This is a genomic window from Streptomyces thermolilacinus SPC6, assembly GCF_000478605.2.
Taxonomy (GTDB): Bacteria; Actinomycetota; Actinomycetes; order Streptomycetales; family Streptomycetaceae; genus Streptomyces; species Streptomyces thermolilacinus.
In genome coordinates, this window is record NZ_ASHX02000001.1 from 6338599 (window position 1) to 6358536 (window position 19938).

General features: G+C 72.8%; 16 protein-coding genes. 9 read left to right on the plus strand and 7 right to left on the minus strand.

Features of this window, described 5'->3' with window-relative positions; all coding sequences use genetic code 11:
* Positions 1-130: 130 nt before the first annotated feature.
* Positions 131-751, plus strand: coding sequence for a CE1759 family FMN reductase (locus J116_RS27540; RefSeq protein WP_023590314.1), 621 nt, complete (start codon positions 131-133; stop codon positions 749-751).
* Between the two features lie 38 nt (positions 752-789).
* Here the strand turns inward: J116_RS27540 and J116_RS27545 are convergent, their stop codons facing one another.
* Complete coding sequence (locus tag J116_RS27545) at positions 790-2097, minus strand: bifunctional pirin family protein/GNAT family N-acetyltransferase (RefSeq protein WP_028964608.1); 1308 nt, start codon at positions 2095-2097, stop codon at positions 790-792.
* Between the two features lie 121 nt (positions 2098-2218).
* Between J116_RS27545 and J116_RS27550 the strand changes: the two genes are divergently transcribed.
* The 3 genes from J116_RS27550 (at position 2219) to J116_RS27560 (ending at position 5444) form a co-directional block, all read left to right on the plus strand.
* The gene (locus J116_RS27550) at positions 2219-2725 is read left to right on the plus strand and encodes a carboxymuconolactone decarboxylase family protein (protein WP_051203644.1); all 507 of its coding nucleotides are present in this window, start codon (positions 2219-2221) and stop codon (positions 2723-2725) included.
* A 154-nt stretch (positions 2726-2879) separates the two neighbouring features.
* Positions 2880-3989, plus strand: coding sequence for an LLM class flavin-dependent oxidoreductase (locus tag J116_RS27555; RefSeq protein ID WP_023590317.1), 1110 nt, complete (start codon positions 2880-2882; stop codon positions 3987-3989).
* 213 nt (positions 3990-4202) lie between these two features.
* Entirely contained in the window at positions 4203-5444 is a 1242-nt protein-coding gene (locus J116_RS27560; protein WP_023590318.1) for an outer membrane protein assembly factor BamB family protein, read from the plus strand.
* 31 nt (positions 5445-5475) lie between these two features.
* Here the strand turns inward: J116_RS27560 and J116_RS27565 are convergent, their stop codons facing one another.
* Positions 5476-6147, minus strand: a complete 672-nt coding sequence (locus J116_RS27565) for an HNH endonuclease (RefSeq protein WP_023590319.1) — start codon at positions 6145-6147, stop codon at positions 5476-5478.
* Between the two features lie 783 nt (positions 6148-6930).
* On the opposite strand from J116_RS27565, the gene J116_RS27570 reads away from it, so the two are divergent.
* Together J116_RS27570 and J116_RS27575 are read left to right on the plus strand one after the other, a co-directional pair.
* Positions 6931-7518, plus strand: coding sequence for a TIGR03086 family metal-binding protein (locus tag J116_RS27570; protein WP_023590320.1), 588 nt, complete (start codon positions 6931-6933; stop codon positions 7516-7518).
* Between the two features lie 184 nt (positions 7519-7702).
* A complete protein-coding gene (locus tag J116_RS27575; protein ID WP_023590322.1) occupies positions 7703-7906 on the plus strand; it encodes a hypothetical protein in 204 nt (67 codons plus the stop codon).
* Here the strand turns inward: J116_RS27575 and J116_RS27580 are convergent.
* Together J116_RS27580 and J116_RS27585 are read right to left on the minus strand one after the other, a co-directional pair.
* Complete coding sequence (locus J116_RS27580; protein WP_037948500.1) at positions 7903-8376, minus strand: GNAT family N-acetyltransferase; 474 nt, start codon at positions 8374-8376, stop codon at positions 7903-7905. The two genes, J116_RS27575 and J116_RS27580, sit on opposite strands and share 4 nt — an antisense overlap.
* Before the next feature lie 136 nt (positions 8377-8512).
* A complete protein-coding gene (locus J116_RS27585; RefSeq protein ID WP_023590324.1) occupies positions 8513-9019 on the minus strand; it encodes a MarR family winged helix-turn-helix transcriptional regulator in 507 nt (168 codons plus the stop codon).
* 384 nt (positions 9020-9403) lie between these two features.
* Between J116_RS27585 and J116_RS27590 the strand changes: the two genes are divergently transcribed.
* Together J116_RS27590 and J116_RS27595 are read left to right on the plus strand one after the other, a co-directional pair.
* A complete protein-coding gene (locus J116_RS27590) occupies positions 9404-13741 on the plus strand; it encodes a HAMP domain-containing protein (RefSeq protein ID WP_023590325.1) in 4338 nt (1445 codons plus the stop codon).
* A complete protein-coding gene (locus J116_RS27595) occupies positions 13738-16233 on the plus strand; it encodes a SpoIIE family protein phosphatase (protein WP_023590326.1) in 2496 nt (831 codons plus the stop codon). Before J116_RS27590 ends, J116_RS27595 begins: the two co-directional genes overlap by 4 nt.
* A 53-nt stretch (positions 16234-16286) precedes the next feature.
* On the opposite strand, the gene J116_RS27600 is transcribed toward J116_RS27595, so the two are convergent.
* Positions 16287-16550 carry a hypothetical protein gene (locus J116_RS27600; protein ID WP_023590327.1) on the minus strand — a complete coding sequence of 88 codons (264 nt, stop codon included), beginning with the start codon at positions 16548-16550 and terminating at the stop codon, positions 16287-16289.
* 255 nt (positions 16551-16805) lie between these two features.
* On the opposite strand from J116_RS27600, the gene J116_RS27605 reads away from it, so the two are divergent.
* Positions 16806-18008 carry a PP2C family protein-serine/threonine phosphatase gene (locus J116_RS27605; RefSeq protein WP_023590328.1) on the plus strand — a complete coding sequence of 401 codons (1203 nt, stop codon included), beginning with the start codon at positions 16806-16808 and terminating at the stop codon, positions 18006-18008.
* 40 nt (positions 18009-18048) lie between these two features.
* Here J116_RS27605 and J116_RS27610 read toward each other — a convergent pair whose 3' ends face one another.
* Together J116_RS27610 and J116_RS27615 are read right to left on the minus strand one after the other, a co-directional pair.
* Positions 18049-18237, minus strand: coding sequence for a hypothetical protein (locus J116_RS27610; protein WP_023590329.1), 189 nt, complete (start codon positions 18235-18237; stop codon positions 18049-18051).
* Between the two features lie 359 nt (positions 18238-18596).
* Complete coding sequence (locus J116_RS27615) at positions 18597-19886, minus strand: MFS transporter (RefSeq protein ID WP_023590330.1); 1290 nt, start codon at positions 19884-19886, stop codon at positions 18597-18599.
* Positions 19887-19938 lie beyond the last annotated feature (52 nt).

Here is a 19938-nt window from a genome sequence, read left to right on the forward strand (position 1 = left end):
CTGCCGGGCGGCGGGGGCGCACGTACGCTGGGAGGCGAGACGCCCGACGCCGCCCCGCCGGGCCGCGGGGCGGGCGGAGGCGGCCGACCGCGGTCTGCCGTGCGGCAGACGGCAGGGAACCGGTGAGACGATGACGAAGCTGACGATCATCAGCGGCGGCCTGCGCGAGCCGTCCTCGACACGGCTCCTCGCCAACCGCCTCGACGTGGCGGTGCGCGCGGAACTGGAGGCACAGGGACGCACCGTCGAGTCGACGTTCGTGGAGCTGCGCCCGCTGGGCCGCGCGATCATGGACGCGATGCTGTCGGGGTTCCCCACGCCGCCGCTGGAGCAGGCGTTCCGGACGGTGGACTCGGCGGACGGGGTCATCGCGGTGACGCCCGCGTTCAACGCCTCCTTCAGCGGGCTGTTCAAGTCGTTCTTCGACGTGCTGCCCGAGGGGACGCTGGCCGACATGCCCGTGCTGATCGCCGCGACCGGCGGCACCGAACGGCACTCGCTGGTGCTGGAGCACGCGATGCGGCCGATGTTCTCGTATCTGCACGCGATCGTGTCGCCTCGCGGGGTGTACGCCGCGACCGGCGACTTCGGCACCGACGAGGCCCAGGCGGGCGCCGCGCTCCGGGACCGCGTCAGGACGGCCGCGGCCGACTACGCCCGGCTGGTCCAGGGCTGCGGCGCCCGTACCCGGCAAGCGCCCGAGGCGGAGAGCTTCACGCCGATGGAGCAGCTCCTGCGCGGCTCGGCCTGAGCGTTCCGCACCGACAGGACCGTACGGTCACCGGCGGGTCAGGTCGGCCGCGTGACCAGCCATCGGAGCACCTCGGGCGTGACGGGGTCGGTGATGTCGGCGTACCCCTCGTGCTTCGCCAGGTACTTCTTCACGTACGGGCACACGGGCACGATCCGCTTGCCCGAGGCGCGTACGTCCTCCAGCGCGTCGTGGACGAGCCGCGCGGCCAGGCCCCGCCCGCCGTACGCGTCCTCGATCTTGGTGTGGTGGAAGACGCGCTGCTCGTCGCGGTCGCGGTAGGCCGTGAGGCCCGCGGACGTGTCGCCGACGTGGATCTCGTACCGGTTGCGCTCCGGCACGTGCACGACGGCGGGTTCGACGGCGGAATCGGGGGCGGAACCGGCGGTGTGGGGGGCGGGCGTGGCGGGGTTCCTGCGGGGCCTGATCGTGGCGTTGGGCAGGGCGGGGGCCGGGAGCCGGCCGCCGTCGTAGCCCTCGACCGCGCCGAAGCGGTCCGAGGCGTTCTGCCACGCCTCCCGCGCCTCGACGATGTCGTCATGGGTGCGGCCGATGAAGTTCCACCACATGACGATCTCCTCGCCGAACGGCGGCCCGCCCAGCAGGACCAGCCGCGCGGGCCCGGCCGCGTCGTTCACGAGGGTCAGCGTCGTACGGCCGGGGGCGGCGTACCCCAGCTCCGTGGGGCGCAGGGCCGTACCGTCGAAGCGGATGTCGCCCGCGTCCACCAGGACGCCGTGCTCGAAACCGGCGTCCACGTCGAGGACGACCGTCGCGCCGGGCGCGAGGGACAGTTCCGCGCCCAGCAGGGGGGTGAAGGTCCGTACCGGCGAGGTGGCGCCCGCCAGCGAGCCGAGGAAGACACGGGCCTCGCCGCCGTCGAGCGACACCGCCTGGGGCACATGGTGCTGGAAGTCCCGCGCGGCGCCCCGGTGCTCCTCGGGGAGCGCCACCCACAGCTGCACGCCGTGCAGCAGCGTCGTCCGGGGCGTGGACACCTCCGAGTGGCTGATCCCGTGGCCGCCCGTCATCAGATTCAGCTCACCCGGGCGGACGAAGGCGTGGCTGCCGAGGCTGTCGCGGTGCTCGATCTCGCCGCTGAACAGCCAGCTCACCGTCTGGAGCCCGGTGTGCGGGTGCGGGGCGACGTCCATGCCGCCGGTCAGCGACACGTCGTCGGGGCCGTAGTGGTCGGCGAAGCACCACGCCCCGATGAGCGTGCGCGCCCGCTGGGGCAGGGTGCGCCGAACCGTCATCGCGCGCGGTCCGCCGAGCGGCACGCTGCGCGCGGTCAGAACCTCGACACCGGGCCGCGGCGGCTCGGCCGTCTCCGATCCGCAGGCCAGCTCGGCCGGGCGTGTTTCCGTGTTGCTCACCGTGGGAGCCCTCTCTCGCCCAGAAAAGTTCGACCTTCAACATTCACGTGATGATGATAGGACCCATCATGACTGTCCACGCGATCAGGGAGTGCCGCTGACACGGGCGTCAGGGCCAGGGGCGGGGAGCGGTCGGCGGGTCTTCCTCGACAAGCAGCACCCCGCCGCGTACCGCGCGTTGACCGGCACGGCGGAGGCGGTGCGGACCGCCGCGGCGAGCGCGGGACTCGACCGGGTCCTGGTCGAGCTCATCAATGTCAGGGTGTCACAGCTCAACGCGTGCGCGTACTGCCTCAGTCTGCACACCCGCGCCGCCCTGCGCGCGGGCGAGACGACGCGGCGGCTCGGCGTGCTGGCGGCCTGGCGCGACACCGAGCTGTTCACCGACCGGGAGCGGGCGGCGCTCGCCCTGGCCGAGGCCACGACGCACCCGGCCGACGCGGGCCTCCAGAGCGCCGCGTACGCGGAGGCGAGGGCCGTCCTCACGGACGACGAGATCTCCGCCGCGATCTGGGTCGCGATCACCATCAACGCCTTCAACCGCCTCTCGGTCCTGAGCAAGCACCCCGTGCGTCAGCCCGCCCCCGACACGGCGTGAGGCCGCCCCGGGCCGACATGCCGCCCGCCTGCGCCCCTGCCAGGCTGGAGGGTGGTGGCGTGGTGGGAGCCGGTCAGGGGCGGGGGGAATCGGCGGGGAGGCCGTTCTGTTGACGCAGATAGTTGAATGAACAACTAAAAGGAAGTGGTCCACCATGCAGTTCGGCATCTTCACGGTCGGAGACGTGACGGCCGACCCGACCAACGGGCGCACCCCCACCGAACACGAGCGGATCAAGGCCACGATCGCCATCGCCCGCAAGGCCGAGGAAGTGGGCCTGGACGTGTTCGCGACCGGTGAGCACCACAACCCGCCCTTCGTGCCGTCCTCGCCGACCACGCTCCTCGGATACCTGGCCGCCGTCACCGAGCGGATCACGCTGTCCACGTCGACCACGCTCATCACCACCAACGACCCCGTGAAGATCGCCGAGGACTACGCGTACCTCCAGCACATCGCCGACGGACGCGTCGACCTGATGATGGGGCGCGGCAACACCGGCCCTGTCTACCCCTGGTTCGGCAAGGACATCCGCCAGGGCATCCCGCTGGCGATCGAGAACTACGCCCTCCTCCACAAACTGTGGCGCGAGGACGTGGTGGACTGGGAGGGCAAGTTCCGCACCCCCCTCCAGGGCTTCACCGCCACCCCGCGCCCGCTGGACGGAGTCCCGCCGTTCGTGTGGCACGGCTCGATCCGCTCCCCGGAGATCGCCGAGCAGGCCGCGTACTACGGCGACGGCTTCTTCCACAACAACATCTTCTGGCCCATGTCCCACACCCGGCAGATGGTCGCCCTGTACCGGAAGCGGTACGCGCACTACGGCCACGGCACCCCCGAACAGGCCATCGTCGGCCTCGGCGGCCAGGTCTTCATGCGCAGGAACTCGCAGGACGCCGTACGGGAGTTCCGCCCGTACTTCGACAACGCCCCCGTCTACGGCCACGGCCCGTCGCTGGAGGAGTTCACCGAGCAGACCCCGCTCACCGTCGGCTCCCCGCAGCAGGTCATCGAACGCACCCTCGGCTTCCGCGACGCGGTCGGCGACTACCAGCGCCAGCTGTTCCTCATGGACCACGCCGGACTGCCGCTGAAGACGGTCCTCGAACAGCTCGACATCCTGGGCGAGGAGGTCGTCCCGGTGCTGCGCGAGGAGTTCGCGAGCCTGCGCGCGCCGGGCGTCCCCGAGACCGCGCCGGTCCACCCGGCCGTCGCCGCCACCCGCGAAGCCGTCCCCGCCGGACAGGCGCCCCAGGCGGGCTGAGTCCCGAGCGACCCGCGCCGCGTGCACGCCGGGCCCGTCCGGCACGGGCGGCGTAGGCCGTGACCTGGCGGTGATCATGTGCCGGTTGGTTCACGACGGTGTCCCGATCACGCATGCGGTGATCGATTCCGTACGCGCGCCGCTAACCTGCCGAAAGCTCGCGCGGCCCGACCGCGCAGCGGAGAAGCGTACGCAGGGACACGGGGGGTTGGGATGAGCGACGAACAGACCGGCACAGGGAGCGGGAGACCTTCCCGTCGGCGGCTGCTCCGGCTGGCCGGGGGCGGCGTCGGACTGGCGCTGACCGGCGCCGGAGCGGTCGGCTGCCGCGGCGGCGAGAGCCGCGACACCACGCCCGGCCCGGGCGGCGCCAAGCCCTCCGGGGGCGGCGGCACCGGGACACCCGCCGACGGGCAGGCACCCGCCCCGCTGTGGACGAAGACCACATCGGCGCGGGCCCTCGGCGGCGACAACGCCCTCGCGGTCACCGGCGTCGTCGTCATCGCCCTCGGTGAGCCGCTCGCCGGTCGGGGTGTCGCCGACGGCGGCGAGCGCTGGTCCATCGACGACGGCGCCGTCCCCGGCGCCCCGCTGCTCCTCGGCGGCGGCACCCTCTACCTGGCGAGCGGCCAGTTCGACGGCAGCGTCGTCGGCCTGGACCCGGCCACCGGCAAGGAGACCTGGCGCGCGCGCCTCGGCAAGGAGTACCAGCAGCCCCGCCCCATCGCGGTCGACGACACCCAGCTGTACGTCGTCGCCGAGATCCTCCAGGACGGCGCGGGCACCCGGAAGAACGTCATCGCCGCCCTCAGCACCACGTCCGGGCAGGTCGTCTGGAAGGAACAGCGGGACCTCGGCACCGAGGAGAACGGCATCACCGCCGCCGTCCAGGGCGACTTCCTCGTCTACACCGACTTCCGGAAGAACCTCACCGTCCGCGACACCGCCACCGGGAAACAGGTCTGGACGCGCAAGATCACACAGTCGAGCTTCCGCCGGTTCGCCGTGGACCAGGACCTCGTGATCCTCGCGCAGGGCCGCACGCTCCAGGCGTTCGAGCTGGCCGGGGGCGACCGGCGCTGGTCGGTGGAGACGGAGGAGTTCGCCGCGTTCAAGGCGCCGTCCGTCCTCGACGGGGTCCTGTACGTCGCCGACAGCGTCGAGACGCTGTGGGCCCTCGAACCGGCGACGGGCAAGACGATCTGGCAGGCCAAGGACATGGCCGAGGCCCAGGCCCAGTCGCCCTGGCAGTTCGCGAAGGCGGGCGACACGCTCTACGGCGCCACGGACCTGGACGAGGGCGGCGGCATCCACGCGTTCGACGCGCGGACCGGCGCCCGGCGCTGGACGTTCAACGACCGGTCGGGCGACCTGGAGGAGTGGCACGTCGCCGCGTCGGGCAAGCACGTGATCGCCCTCCACGGCAAGAAGCTGCACGCCCTCCCCGCGCTCTGAGCCGTACCGGCGCCGGGCGTCGTCGCGGGCCTCAGGGCGCCACAGGGGTGTAGACGATGACCGTCTCCTCGCAGGGCCCGTCGGCGAACGTCTTCAGCGTCTCCAGCTCGGCCTTGTCCACCGACAGCCCCCAGCGGAGCTTGGTGGCGATCCACTCCGACAGGTAGCGGCAGTACTGGCCCTGCGCGGCCGGGAGCCAGTTCGTCGGGTCCTGGTCCGCCTTGGCGCGGTGACTGCGCGCGGTGACGGCGACCAGGGACGCTTCGGCGCCCTGGTCGTTCGCGTACGCCTCGCGCCGCGCCGCGCTCCACGTCCGTGCGCCGGAGTCCCACGCCTCGGCGAGCGGCACCATGAAGTCGATCGCCAGCGCGGCGGGGTCGGTGACCTTCTGCCCGTCGTAGTACGACACCCACGCCCCGCCGCTCATCGCGCACCCCGACCCGACGGCGGGCGCTTCGACGGCCTCGGTGACGAGGACCTCGCCTCGCGTGTCGCAGCCGTCGTCCGGGTCCAGGCCGGAGTTCCAGTGGGGGAACGCGCCGGGGGAGTAGCCGTCGCGCACCTCGTCCTCGACGGTGAGCGCCCCGAGCGCGTCGGGCAGCAGCACCACCTCGGACGCGTGCGCCTGACCGGCTGCGGGCGCGAGGAGGGAGACAGCGGTGAGGACGAGCGGAACGAAACCGCGCGCAAGTGAGGTGAACATGCCCCCGTACGTACGGCACGTTGTGACCCGGCCCGCCGGAAACCCCCGCCACGCCACCCGTACGCGTGACCCGCACATCCGGGGAAACGTTCCGCGCGCCGAGACCGCCCCTCACCCACACCGGTGACGGCCCGCAGCCCGCCGTCACCGTGGCCCCGCGGCCGACCCGGTACGGTTCCGCCCCCGTCCGTCCCGCGCGGCACACCCACAGAGCCGGTGAACTCCCGGCTCGACGCGCCTGCCCGCCGTAGCACCGCCCGTCCGCCGGCAGCGCCCAGTCCGGCACCCGCCCAGCCGACTCGGCGCGTCCCAGAGCCTCGTGCACGCGGTACCGCAGCACTACCGCTGGGAACTCACGCCCACGTACGCGGCGAACATCCGCTGAAGGGCCCGCGCCGACACGCCCTCCGGGGCGGCCCGTTGGGACAACCCCGCTCGGTCCCGCGCCCAGCTCCTCGTACGCCTCCGGCAGCGACACGGCACGCCGCCTCGTCCCGGTACGCGAACGGCCGGAAGCCGCCCGGCCGGAACCGCGTGCCGCACATCCGGCCGCCGCCCTCCAGCTTCTACGTGGACGGCTCCAGCCCGACCCCGGCGACCCCGCCCCACGCGGCCTCGTCGCCGTACTACCGCCGCCAGAACCGCCGTACCCGGGCCAGCAGATACCGAGCCTCGACGACGCCCCCTGTCGACCCGACGCGTTCCGGGCCGTGCGCCGATCCCAGGCGGGCGGTGTGGCCATTTCTCAACACGCCTCTGGCGCCCCCGGCTACGGTTCGGCCCATGACGAAACCACTCAGTGAACTGCTCCGTACGGCGGCCGAGCGCTCCCTTCCCGTCATCCGCGCCATCCCGGACGAGCGGCTGGCCGACCCGACGCCGTGCGGCGAGTACGACGTGCGGGCGCTGCTCGGGCACCTCCACCAGGTCGTGGTCAACTTCCAGCTGCTCGCCGCGAAGAAGGACGTCGACTTCTCCGTCGAGGCGGAGGACGTGTGCAGGCGCGCCGACTGGCGTGACTCCTTCGCCGTGGAGACCGCAGCGCTGGTGGACGCGTGGGCCGAGCCCGGTGCCGAGGAGGGAACGGCCGGCGCGATGGGCCTGCCCGCGGCCGTGGTCGGGCGGATGGTCCTCGGCGACCTCGTCATCCACGCCTGGGACCTGGCGCTGGCCACCGGGCAGGAGTACGCGCCCGACCCGGCCGTGGTCGACGACGTGCTCGGGACGTTCCGGGAGCTGGCGCCGACCGGGCGGACCATGGGCGCCTTCGGACCGGAACACCCGCTGCCCGACGCGGGCGCCGGGGCGTCCCCGTGGGAGCGCCTGCTCGCCCTCACCGGCCGCGACCCGTCCTGGACGCGCCCGGAGTGAACCGGCCCTCGCGGCGGGGCGGAGGAAATCGCCGTGGTGGGCACCCGCGGCGCCTGGCATCCTGAACGGCATGGAGACACCGAGCACCGACTGGATCACCGTCGCGGCGTACGAGAACCTGCCGGGCCGCCCCCACCCGATGGCGGCCTGCCGCGCTTGACTGCGTGAGCGCGGCATCGACTGGATGCCCTTCGCCCCACACGAGGTCCGCTGGCAACTGGCCTGCGGGATCGGTCCCGACGGCCACATGCACGGCTGGTTCGACGTCTCCGTGCACCCCGACGCCCTCCGGCGGCTCGGCCTGCACCCGGACCAGCCGACCGCCCGGGTCACCGGGGACTCCCCGCCCGGCTGGTGGCACGCCGAGGCGGAGCGCAACGCCTACTAGCCAGCCGGCGGTCCTCCCGGTACGGGGGCCTGCACCAGCGGCCTGTACATGTGGACGTCCTCCGCGCCGCCGGGTATGCCGAGCGTCCGGCCCGTCTCGACGTACCCGTGGCGCTGGTAGAACTCCGGAGCCTGGAAGGTGAACGACGACACGCAGGCGCGGTCGCAGCCGCGCCGCCGCGCCTCCTCCTCGGCCGCCCGCAGCAGCCTGCCGCCCCAGCCGTCCCGGCGGCTCTCCTCGCGCACCCACAGCATCTCGATGCCGAGCAGCCCGCCCCAGGTCCAGGCGGTCAGCCCGCCGATCAGTTCCCCGGCCTCGTCCACGGCCCTGACCGACAGGGCGCCCTGGTCGGCGGGTGTGGTGCCGGTCGCGGCGAAGTTGACCTCGTCGAGCCCTGTCGACAGCCGCTCGGCGAGCTCCCGGTCCTGATGGCCGACGCTCAGCGCCGTATCCGAGTGATCCTGTGCCATGCCGACGAGCATGGCACAGAAGAGAAACCAAGATCATGGAATGTGCGGGCCGCGAAGCCCCGTGGCCGGTCCGCGTCCAGCGCCACGCAGCGGCCGCCGCCCGCTCCACATCTGCGCCTCCCTCGCGTCGGCCCGGTCAGGCCGACTCGGCGTCCGTGAGGTCCGCGTGCCGCAGGTGTACCGGCTGGACGCCCTCCAGGGAGCTGCGGAAGCCGCGCAGGCCCTCCAGCAGCGACGCGCGGGTCGACGGGTGCATGGCCGCGATCGACGCGGTGAGCACCTCCTCGCGACGGCCCCGCAGATCGCCGAGGTACGCCTTCGCCGGGCTGGTCAGCCGCAGCTCCAGCTCGCGGCGGCTGACCGAGCTGGGGAACCGCTCGACGAAGCCGAGGGCCTCCAGCCGGTCGCACAGGCGGCTCACCGACGAGGGGGCCGACCCCAGCAGCTCGCTGAGTGTCCGCAGGTTGATCCCGTCCTCCCGCTCCAGCGCGTACAGCACCCTCAGCTGCGTAGCCGACACGGGAGCGGGCGACACCATCTCCCGGCCGTGCTCCCAGAGCATCTCCAGCAGCTCGATGACCTCGCCCGCCGTCCGGGCGGCATCGCTGGACCCGTCCGCGGATGATGTGGGATTGGCGTCCATCAGTGCACTCCCGATCACACGTAGTCGGCTCACGGCGCCGGCCCCGCACCGCAATGCTCAAGAGGGAACGCACTGCGCGCGCGGCGCACCATCGACGACGGGGCGCTTGCCCGCGGAACAACCTTATCTTTCCGCCATTTGCCCGCCCAAGGACGCGGCCCCCCACCAGCGCGTGCGGCGTCCGCGCCGCGCCTGTCCGGCACCCCGGCACGAGGTCCGGGAGCCGTACGCGGGCGGTGATCGTTGTCACGTGCGGGGTGCCGTCGGGCGGACCGATCCGTTCCCGGGGACGGAGGTGCGCACGGTAGGCTGGCGACATTTGCCGCATGACAACGGTTCGCGGGGAGGGCCCCCGGACCTCGGCGAGCGCTCACGAGGATGGTCATGACTGACACGGTCGAGAATCCCCGCCCCGCGCGACCGCGCAAGCGTCAGACGGGTGCGGTCGGCGAGCAGGAGCTGCGCAAGCTCCTGGCCGGTCTGACGGCGGTGCGGGACGGCGACTTCGGCACCCGTCTGCCCGAGGGCGCGGACGGCCTCCTCGGTGAGATCGCCACCGTCTTCAACGGCATGGTGGACCAGCTGTCCCTGTTCACCTCCGAGGTGACCCGCGTCGCCCGCGAGGTCGGTACGGAGGGGACGCTCGGCGGCCAGGCGGTCGTGCCCGGCGTGTCCGGAACGTGGGCCGACCTGACCGACTCCGTCAACGCCATGGCGGGCAACCTCACCACGCAGGTCCGGGACATCGCGCAGGTGGCGACGGCGGTCGCCAAGGGTGACCTGTCGCAGAAGATCGATGTGGACGCGCGGGGCGAGATCCTGGAGCTGAAGAACACCATCAACACGATGGTGGACCAGCTGGCGGCGTTCGCGGACGAGGTGACGCGGGTCGCCCGTGAGGTGGGTACGGAGGGCCGGCTCGGCGGTCAGGCCGACGTCAAGGGCGTCTCCGGCACCTGGCGCGATCTGACCCACTCCGTGAACTTCATGGCGGGCAACCTCACCGCCCAGGTGCGGTCCATCGCGCAGGTGGCGACGGCGGTCGCCAAGGGTGACCTGTCGCAGAAGATCGATGTGGACGCGGGGGGCGAGATCCTGGAGCTGAAGAACACCATCAACACGATGGTGTACCAGCTGTCGGCGTTCGCGGACGAGGTGACGCGGGTCGCCCGTGAGGTGGGTACGGAGGGCCGGCTCGGCGGTCAGGCCGACGTCAAGGGCGTCTCCGGCACCTGGAAGGACCTCACCGAGTCCGTCAACGTCATGGCGGACAACCTCACCGCCCAGGTGCGGTCCATCGCCGAGGTCACCACCGCCGTGGCGCGCGGCGACCTCTCCCAGAAGATCCGCGTGGACGCCCGCGGCGAGATCCTCGCCCTGAAGGAGACCATCAACACGATGGTCGACCAGCTCTCGGCGTTCGCGGACGAGGTGACGCGGGTCGCCCGCGAGGTCGGCACCGAGGGCAACCTGGGAGGCCAGGCGACCGTCCGGGGCGTCTCCGGCACGTGGAAGGACCTCACCGACAACGTCAACGTGATGGCGTCCAACCTCACCGGGCAGGTGCGGTCCATCGCCCAGGTCGCGACGGCGGTCGCCAAGGGCGACCTGTCGCAGAAGATCACAGTCGAGGCCAAGGGCGAGGTCGCCGCGCTGGCCGGGGTCATCAACACGATGGTCGACACCCTCTCCGCGTTCGCGGACGAGGTGACCCGCGTCGCCCGCGAGGTCGGCACCGAGGGCATCCTCGGCGGCCAGGCCCGCGTGCCGAACGTCGCCGGCACGTGGAAGGACCTCACCGACAACGTCAACTCGATGGCGAACAACCTGACCGGCCAGGTCCGCAACATCGCCCTCGTCACCACCGCCGTCGCCAACGGCGACCTGTCGAAGAAGATCGACGTCGACGCGCGCGGCGAGATCCTCGAACTCAAGACGACCATCAACACGATGGTCGATCAGCTCTCCTCCTTCGCCGCCGAGGTCACCCGCGTCGCCCGCGAGGTCGGCAGCGAGGGCCGGCTCGGCGGCCAGGCCGAGGTGGAGGGCGTCTCCGGCACCTGGAAGCGCCTCACCGAGAACGTCAACGAGCTGGCCGGGAACCTCACCCGCCAGGTCCGCGCCATCGCCGAGGTGGCCAGCGCCGTCGCCGAGGGCGACCTGACCCGCTCCATCACCGTCGAGGCGTCCGGCGAGGTCGCCCAGCTCAAGGACAACATCAACGCGATGGTGGGGTCCCTGCGCGAGACGACCCGCGCCAACGAGGAGCAGGATTGGCTCAAGACGAGCCTCGCCCACATCTCCGGCCTGATGCAGGGGCACCGCGACCTTCCCACCGTGGCCGGGCTGGTCATGCAGGAGCTCACCCCGCTCGTGTCGGCGCAGTACGGCGGCTTCTACCTGGCCGAGGACGCCTCCGACGGCACGGAACTGCGGCTCGTCGGCTCGTACGGACGCCCGGCCGGGGACAAGCTGCCCGACCGGTTCCGCCTCGGGGAGGCCCTGGTCGGCCAGGCCGCGCTCAGCCGGCGCACCATCGCCGCCGACGGCGTGCCCGGCCAGTACATCAGCATCACCTGCGGCCTCGGCGAGATGACCCCGGGCAGCGTCATCGTCCTGCCGATCATGGTGGAGGAGCAGGTCCTCGGCGTCATCGAGCTGGCGTCCTTCACGCCCTTCACCTCCGTCCACCGCGACTTCCTCGAGCAGCTGATGGAGATGCTCGGCGTCAACGTGAACACGATCGTCGCCAACGCCCGCACCGACGAGCTGCTGGAGGAGTCGCAGCGGCTGGCCGCCGAGCTCCAGGCACGCTCCGAGGAACTCCAGGTCCAGCAGGACGAACTCCAGCGCTCCAACGCGGAGCTGGAGGAGAAGGCGGCCCTGCTCGCCGACCGCAACCGCGACATCGAGCGCAAGAACCTGGAGATCGAGCAGGCCCGCCAGGAGCTGGAGGCGCGGGCCCAGCAGCTGTCCCTCGCCTCGAGGTACAAGTCCGAGTTCCTGGCCAACATGAGCCACGAACTGCGCACCCCGCTCAACAGCCTGCTCATCCTCGCCCAGCTGCTCGCCCAGAACCCCACGCGCAACCTGACGCCGAAGCAGGTCGAGTACGCGGGCATCATCCACTCGGCAGGCTCCGACCTGCTCCAGCTGATCAACGACATCCTCGACCTGTCCAAGGTCGAGGCGGGGAAGATGGACATCAACCCCGAGCGGGTCCCGCTGCGCGGGCTCCTCGACTACGTCGAGGCGACCTTCAGGCCCATGACCACGCAGAAGGGCCTCGACTTCGCCATCACCACGGCGCCCGGCGTGCCCACCGACGTGCTCACCGACGACTCCAGGCTGCGCCAGGTCCTGCGCAACCTGCTGTCCAACGCGGTGAAGTTCACCGAGCACGGCAGCGTCGAGCTGCTCATCGAACCGGTCCCCGAGGACCAGGTACCCGCCACCGTCTCCCGGGCCGACGGCCCCGTGGCCGCGTTCCGGGTCAAGGACACCGGCATCGGTATCGCCGAGGACCAGCTGGAGAGCATCTTCGGCGCCTTCCAGCAGGCCGACGGCACCACCAGCCGCAAGTACGGCGGCACCGGCCTCGGCCTGTCCATCAGCCGCGAGATCGCCCACCTCCTCGGCGGCGCCGTCACCGCGGAGAGCGTGCCGGGACAGGGCAGCACCTTCACCCTGTACCTGCCCGTCGCCCGTACCGACTTCCGTGCCGAGCCCGCACCGGCGCTCCCCAGCGCCACGGCCGGGGACACCGAGCCGTCCCACGAGCTGCCGGAGGGAACCCGGCGGGGAACGGCCGTCGCGCCGCGCCCCCGCCCGACGCGCCGCCTGCTGGTGATCGAGGAGCGGCCGCGCGGTCTGCTGTCCCTCGTCGCTGAGAGCGCCGTCGCCGAGGTGGGAGGCGGGGACACGCACCCCGGCGACGGAGTGGACCTGGAGGTCATCGCCGCCGTCGGCGCGCAGGAGGCCGCCGCCGCCCTCGCCACGGAGCCGTTCCACTGCGTCGTGCTGGAGCTGGACATGGCCGACAGCGAGGCCCTGCGGTTCCTCGACGCCATGGACGGCGACGCGGCCCTGCGCACCGTGCCGGTCCTCGCCCACACCGGCCGCCGCCACGACCGCGACCAGGAGCAGGCCCTGCGGCAACGGGCCGGCCGCCGGCCGCTCGAAGTCCTGTCCAGCCTGGACGAGCTGCGCGAACGCATCGCCCTGCACCTGTCCGCCGAGCAGCCCGGCAACGTGGTCGTGCCGCTCGTCCGCACCGAGGACGTGACCACCCCGGAACCGCCACGCGAAGTGGACGACGTGCTCCAGGGACGAACGGTCCTCGTCGTGGACGACGACGCCCGCAACCTCTACGCGCTCAGCGGCATCCTGGAACTCCACGGCCTGCGCGTGCTGCACGCGGAGAACGGCCGCAAGAGCATCGAGACGCTGCGCGAGCACCCCGAGATCGACCTCGTCCTGATGGACGTGATGATGCCGGAGATGGACGGATACACGGCGACCGCCGAGATCCGCCGCATGCCCGAGTACACCGGCCTGCCCGTCATCGCGGTCACCGCGAAGGCGATGCCCGGCGACCGGGAGAAGAGCATCATGGCGGGCGCCAGCGACTACGTCACCAAGCCGGTGGACGCGCACGACCTCATCGCCCGCGTCCGCCACTGGATGCGCGTACGCACCACCGGGGCGGAGTCCGCGCGATGACGAGCCCCGAGACCCGCAGCGGCCCCGAGCCCAAGGGCACGCCGTACGCGCCGGACACAGCGGGCCCGGTGGCGGACCTCTCCACGGGTGGCGCCGCCGAACTCCCCGTCCCGTACGCCATCCACCCATCCCCGGCGGGCCGCCAGGACCAGGACTCCGCGGTCGGGCGGCTCGCCGCCACCGTGGAACGCCTGCGGGCCGAGGTGCGCGCCGCACAGGCCGCCGCCGACGGGCGGGCCCTCATCGAACTCGCCAAGGGCGTGCTCATCGAGCGCCTGCGCTGCGGACCGGCGCAGGCGGCGCGGCAGCTGTCCGAGCTGGCCGAACAGGCCGGTGTCGCACCGCTGGAACTCGCGGCCGACATCGTCAACCAGGCCGCCCGCGACCATGTCGCCGACGTCGTGGACGACTTCGTCCGCCGCACCGGCGGCGAGCCGTGCACCGACGAGGACAGCGACGTATCCGTGGGCGTGCGGCTGCGCACGGCGGAGAGCGCCGCGCTGGCCGCCGACGACACCCAGCGGGTGGTCGAGTCGCTGCTGGAGCACGCCCTGGCGCCGCTCGGCGCGACCGGCGCCGCCGTGTGGACGGCCGGCTCCGACGGGTCCCTCACCCTCTCCGGCCACGCCGGTTTCAGTGTCGAGGAGGCGAGCCGCTGGCGGTACGTGCCGCCGGGCGTGGCGACCGTCGCCCGTCGTGCCCTGGACGACCGCGAGACCGTACGGATCACCTCGCTCGCCGAGTCGGGCGTCCCGTCCATCGGCCGCGCCGACTTCCCGCAGGGCGGCCGCATCGCCATGCCCGCCGGGACCGGCGGCCGGGTCCACGGCGTCCTGGAGATCTGCTGGCCCGCCCCGCTGCGCCCCCAGCCACAGCCGGTCGTACGGCAGCTGGAGGCGCTCGCCGAGCTGTGCGCGCACACCCTGGAGACCCTCCCGGCATCCGCGGCGCACCCGCCGGGCGTCTCCCGGGAGCTCGCCGACGTGTCGGAGCTGGTGGATCTGTCCGACGGGCTGTACGACCCCGCGCTGGTCCTCACCCCGCACCTGGACGCGGAGGGACGGCTCGCCGACTTCCGCATCCGCCACGTCAACCACCACTTCCAGGACCCCGCGGGCCGGCCGCGCTCCGCCGTCACCGGCGCGCTGCTGCTGGAGGCGTACCCCATGGCCGCCGGGGAGAGCGAACTCTTCGGCAACGTCGAACGCGTCTACGCGACCGGCGAGCCGTTCCGCGCGCGCCGGACCACGCTGACCGCCCTCGTCGATCAGGTGCCCCTGGCCGTGTTCGCCGACATCAGCGTCAGCCGGCACGGCGGCGGCGTCCTCCTCATCTGGCGCATCGAGGACGAGACCGCCCGCCTCGCCAGCCTCCTCCAGCACGCCCAGCGCCTCGGCCGCGTCGGTGGCTTCGAGGAGAACCTGACGACCGGTGAGATCACCTGGAACGGCCAGCTGTTCTCCCTGTACGGCCGCGCGCAGACCGAGGGCCCCGTGTCGCTCCAGGACCTCGCCTCGCACGCCCACCCGGACGACGGGGTGGCCATCGGCCGTTTCCTGCGGGCCGTCCTGCACCACGGCCGGTCCGACACGGTCGCGTTCCGGCTCAGCCGCCCCGACGGCGTCACCCGGCACATCCGGGTCATCGCCGAGCCGGTCCTCGACACCGACGGCCGTCTCGTCGCGGTGCGCGGCGCCTACCAGGACATCTCGTCGCAGCACTGGACCGAGGTGGCGCTCGCCGCGACCCGCGACCAGCTCGCCCAGACCGAGCAGGAGGCCGCCGAGCGCAACCGGCTGGCGCTCCAGCTCCAGCACGCGATCATGCCGCCCACCCGCGCCCCGCTCAACGCGCCGGGCCTCGACGTCGCCGTGCGCTACCGGCCCGCCGAGTCCGAGTCGCTGGTCGGCGGCGACTGGTATGACACGGTCGTCCTGCCGTCCAAGCAGATCCTGCTGTGTGTCGGTGACGTCGCAGGCCACGGCATCGAGGCGGCCACGGGCATGGTGGTGCTGCGCAACGCCATGCGCGGCCTCGCCGTCACCGGGGCGGGCCCCGCCCAGCTGCTGGCCTGGCTCAACATGGTGGCCCACCACCTCACCGAGCAGGTCACGGCCACCGCCGTGTGCGGCGTGTACGACCCGGTGACGCGGGTCCTGCGCTGGGCTCGGGCCGGTCACCTCCCGCCCGTGCTGGTGCGTGCGGAGGAGGCAGAGCCGCTGCCGATGCCGCAGGGTCTGCTCCTCGGCGCGCTCGCCGAGGCGGAGTACGAGGAGGCCGAGGTCACGCTGGAGCCGGGCGACTCCCTGCTCATGTACACCGACGGCCTGGTGGAGCGGCGCGACACGGCCGTGCAGGACTCGCTCAACCACCTGCTGACCACGGCGCGCGGCCCGGCGCCGTCGCTCGGGCAGCGTCTGGACCGGCTGCTGACACACAGCCGCTCCGACACGGACGACGACACCTGCCTGATCGGCATCCACATCGAGTAGCGGGCAAGACTCAGCACTCTCGGCCGGGCGGCACCGGGTCCGGTGCCGCTCGGTCAGGCCGTGGGGGAGGGGCGCGCGACCCGGGCCCACACCCGTTGGCCGCTCCCGCCCGCCTCGACACCCCGCGCGGCGGCGAGGAGGTCCAGTGAGTAGGAGCCGGTCTCGCCGCCCGCCGACCGTGCGTCGGCTATTCGCCGCACCGGCCGTTCCGGGTTCGGGTCGTGCACCGCCGCCACGGCGTCCGCCGTGGCCGGCTCCAGGTGCAGCGGGAAGCCGCGGTGCGCGTGGCTGCGGGCGCCGGTCGTGGGCTCCGCCACCGGGACCGGGCCGTCGGCTGTACGCCGGACGCGTTCACCTGAAGGCGTCACGTCCATGGACGCCCGGCCTGCTCGGAGCGCCGGGCGGAAAGCTGCAAGAGGAGTCGGCAAGTACGGGACCGGCCACGACACTTGCATCTCGGCAACTGTTGTCGTCCGGCTAGAATCAGGCCGACTTCTGCCTACCAAGGAACGGTCACCCGTTCCGGAACGCGCCAGAAGCCGGATGAACAGACATACGAGAAGACGGATGACGTGGAAGAGATCGCTGCCTTGGAGCGGGCCCTGCGCCGCGCCGCGCCGCACACCCTGCCCGAGGTCGTGAGGGCCGCTCTCGCGGAGCGGTACGGAGCCGGGCAGGTGACGCTCCGCATGGCGGACTACGCTATGCGGTCCCTTCAGGACGTCGAGGCCCCGGCTTGGGTGACGGAACCGGTGGAACCGGTGCCCGTCCACGGGAGCCCGCAGGGCCGGGCCTTCGGCTCCCAGGAGCCGTATGTCCTCGGCGACCCGGAGACCGGCCCCGTCGCGGTGCATCTCCCGGTCACGATCCGGGGCGACCGCCTCGGCGTGCTGTCCGTGGAGCTTCCCCGCCACACCGACCTCCGGTCCACCCTCCCCGAGCTGCAGCAGGTCTGCGACGCGCTGGGCCACGAGATCCTCGTCGCGGAACGCGACACCGACGTGTACGTCCTGGCGCGGCGGGCCACCCGGCTCACCCTCGCCGCGGAGATGCAGTGGCAGCTCCTTCCCGGCCGGTCCTGCACGCGCCCCGAGTTCGCCCTCGGCGCCCAACTGGAGCCCGCCTACGCCGTCTTCGGGGACAACTACGACTGGTCCGTCTCCTCCGACCACCTCACCCTCACGGTGGCCAACGGCATGGGCGAGGGCATCGACGCGGCCCTGCTGACGAACCTCGCCGTGAACGCCCTGCGCAACGCCCGGCGCGCCGGGCTCGACCTCGCCGGTCAGGCCACCCTGGCGGACCAGGCGGTCTACGCGCAGTACCGGGGCCGCGCGCACGTGTCGGTGCTGCTCCTGCGGTTCAGCCTCTCCACCGGAGAGGTGGAGGCAGTGGACGCCGGTTCTCCCCGGCTGTGGCGTCTGCGCGACAGGACCGTCGAGGCGTGCCCCTTCGACGCGCAGCTGCCGCTCGGCATGTTCGAGGACACCGTGTACACCCCGGAGCACTTCACGGTCCTGCCCGGTGACCGGCTGCTGTTCGCCAGCGACGGGGTGTACGACGCGGTCTCCGGCAGCGGCGAGAGCTACGGTGAGCGGGCCCTGCCGCGCGCGCTGACCGCGACGCGTCTCCTGCCGCCGACGCAGGTGCCCAGTGCCGTACTGCGCGCGCTGTCCGAACATCACGGTGAGCCCCCCTTGGACGACGACGCCCTCGTCGTGTGCCTCGACTGGTATGGACGAGGGAGGCCGGACGGCGCGGGTGCCGCGGGCTGATCCCTCTATCCGTACAAACACCGCGCGGCTCGAATGGGTTTCACGCGGCGTCCCGGTGCCGACGGGCCGGGGAGGCGGGCCGCGCGCCGCCGTGGATCAGGCGCAGATGGCGTGGGCGGGCGTGGCGGCGGCGGGCGGACGAGTCGCCCTTGAGCCAGTCCTCGCAGCGGTCCATGCCGTACAGCAGCACTCCCATGAGCGGCAGCAGGAGGCAGGCGGTGATGATCACGGTTTCGGCTCCCTCGGGGTGGAGGACCCCGTCCGGGTACCCCGCCCCCGGGACAGCACGCGCCTCCGCCCCCCGGGACGGCACGCGCCTCCCGCGCCATCGGGCCCGGTACGCGCCCCCCGTCGCCCCCGTCAGACGTGAGCCGCGGTACGCCGGCCTGCGGCGGTGGCGCGCTGTCAGGGCGGCAGCGCCAAGGGACAACCCCAAGGAAGAGGCCCCGCCACCGGGACAGGTGAGTGGCGGGGCCTGGGGCCCGGCGCCGGTCGGGGGGAAGCGGCGCCGGGCCCGGGTCACCTCCTGGTGCCCGCGATCGGCCCAGGTATGCACCCGAGTTCGGAAACCGGCCGTACGGCGTCGGTTCAGGGCTGCGGCGTCCGGCCGTCGTAGCGGAGGAACCCCGGGCGGACCAGGGCCAGAACGGTCACCGCCACCACACACGCGACACCCCCGGCGACCACGGCGGTCGTCGGCGAGAACACGTCACCGGCCGTACCGGCGAGGAAGTCGCCGGCGCGGGGGCCGCCCGCGACCACGACGATGAACACACCCTGGAGGCGGCCCCGCATATGGTCGGGAACCGCGCTCTGGAGCACGGTGGACCGGAACACCATGGAGACGGTGTCCGCGCAGCCCGCCACGGCGAGGAACAGCAGACCCAGCCAGAGATCGCGGGTCAGCCCGAACACGGCCGTCGCCGCGCCCCACGCGGCGACCGACAGCACGATGGCCAGGCCGTGGCGGTTGATCCTGCCGAGCCACCCGGAGAAGACCCCGCCGAGGAGGGCGCCCATCGCGGGCGCGGCGACGAGCAGACCGGTCGTCCGGGCGTCGCCGTCGTACGAGAGCACCGCCAGCGCCGGGAACAGCGCACGCGGGTGGGCGAGGATCATCGCGCAGAAGTCCGTGTAGAACGTCATCCGCACGTTCGGGCGCGTGGCCAGGAACCGCAGCCCGTCCAGCACGGACGGCCGCTTCGCCCCGTCGGTGTGCTGCGGCGGCATCGCGGGCAGCCGCCACATCGCGTACAGCGCGGCGCTGAAGGCCACGGCGTCGATCAGGTACGCGGTCTCGTACCCCCACGCCCCGACGACGAGCCCGCCCAGCATGGGGCCGATCAGCGCGCCGGACGTCGTGGTGATCGACGACAGGGCGTTGGCCGCCGGTAGCTGCTCCTTCGGCAGGAGCCGGGGGATCATCGCCTGCCGGGCGGGCGAGTTGACGGCACCGCAGACCGCTTGCAGGGCCACCACCGTGTACAGGAACGCCACATGGTGGAGTCCGGCGACCGTACCGGCGGCCAGCACCGCCGAGAGCAGCGCCAGCCCGACCGCGCTGACGAGTCCCAGGCGCCGACGGTCCACCCTGTCCGCCACGGCGCCCCCGTACAGGCCGAACGTGACGAGCGGCACGAGGGAGCACAGGCCGACGAGGCCGACCGAGAAACTCGACTTCGTCAGGTCGTACACATGCAGGGAGACCGCGAGGGTGGTCATCCCCTGCCCGGTCCAGGAGATCGTGTTGCCCACCCACAGGCGGCGGTAGTCCGGACTGGTGCGCAGGGGCGTCAGATCGGCGAGGACGCGCCGCCGCCGGACTGCTGGCGGGCCCTCGGCCTCGTGTGCCGTCCCGGCCTCGGAGGTCCCGCTCACCGGCGGGCCCGTCCAGCGCGGGGAAGTATGGCGTGATGTCGTCGCATGGACC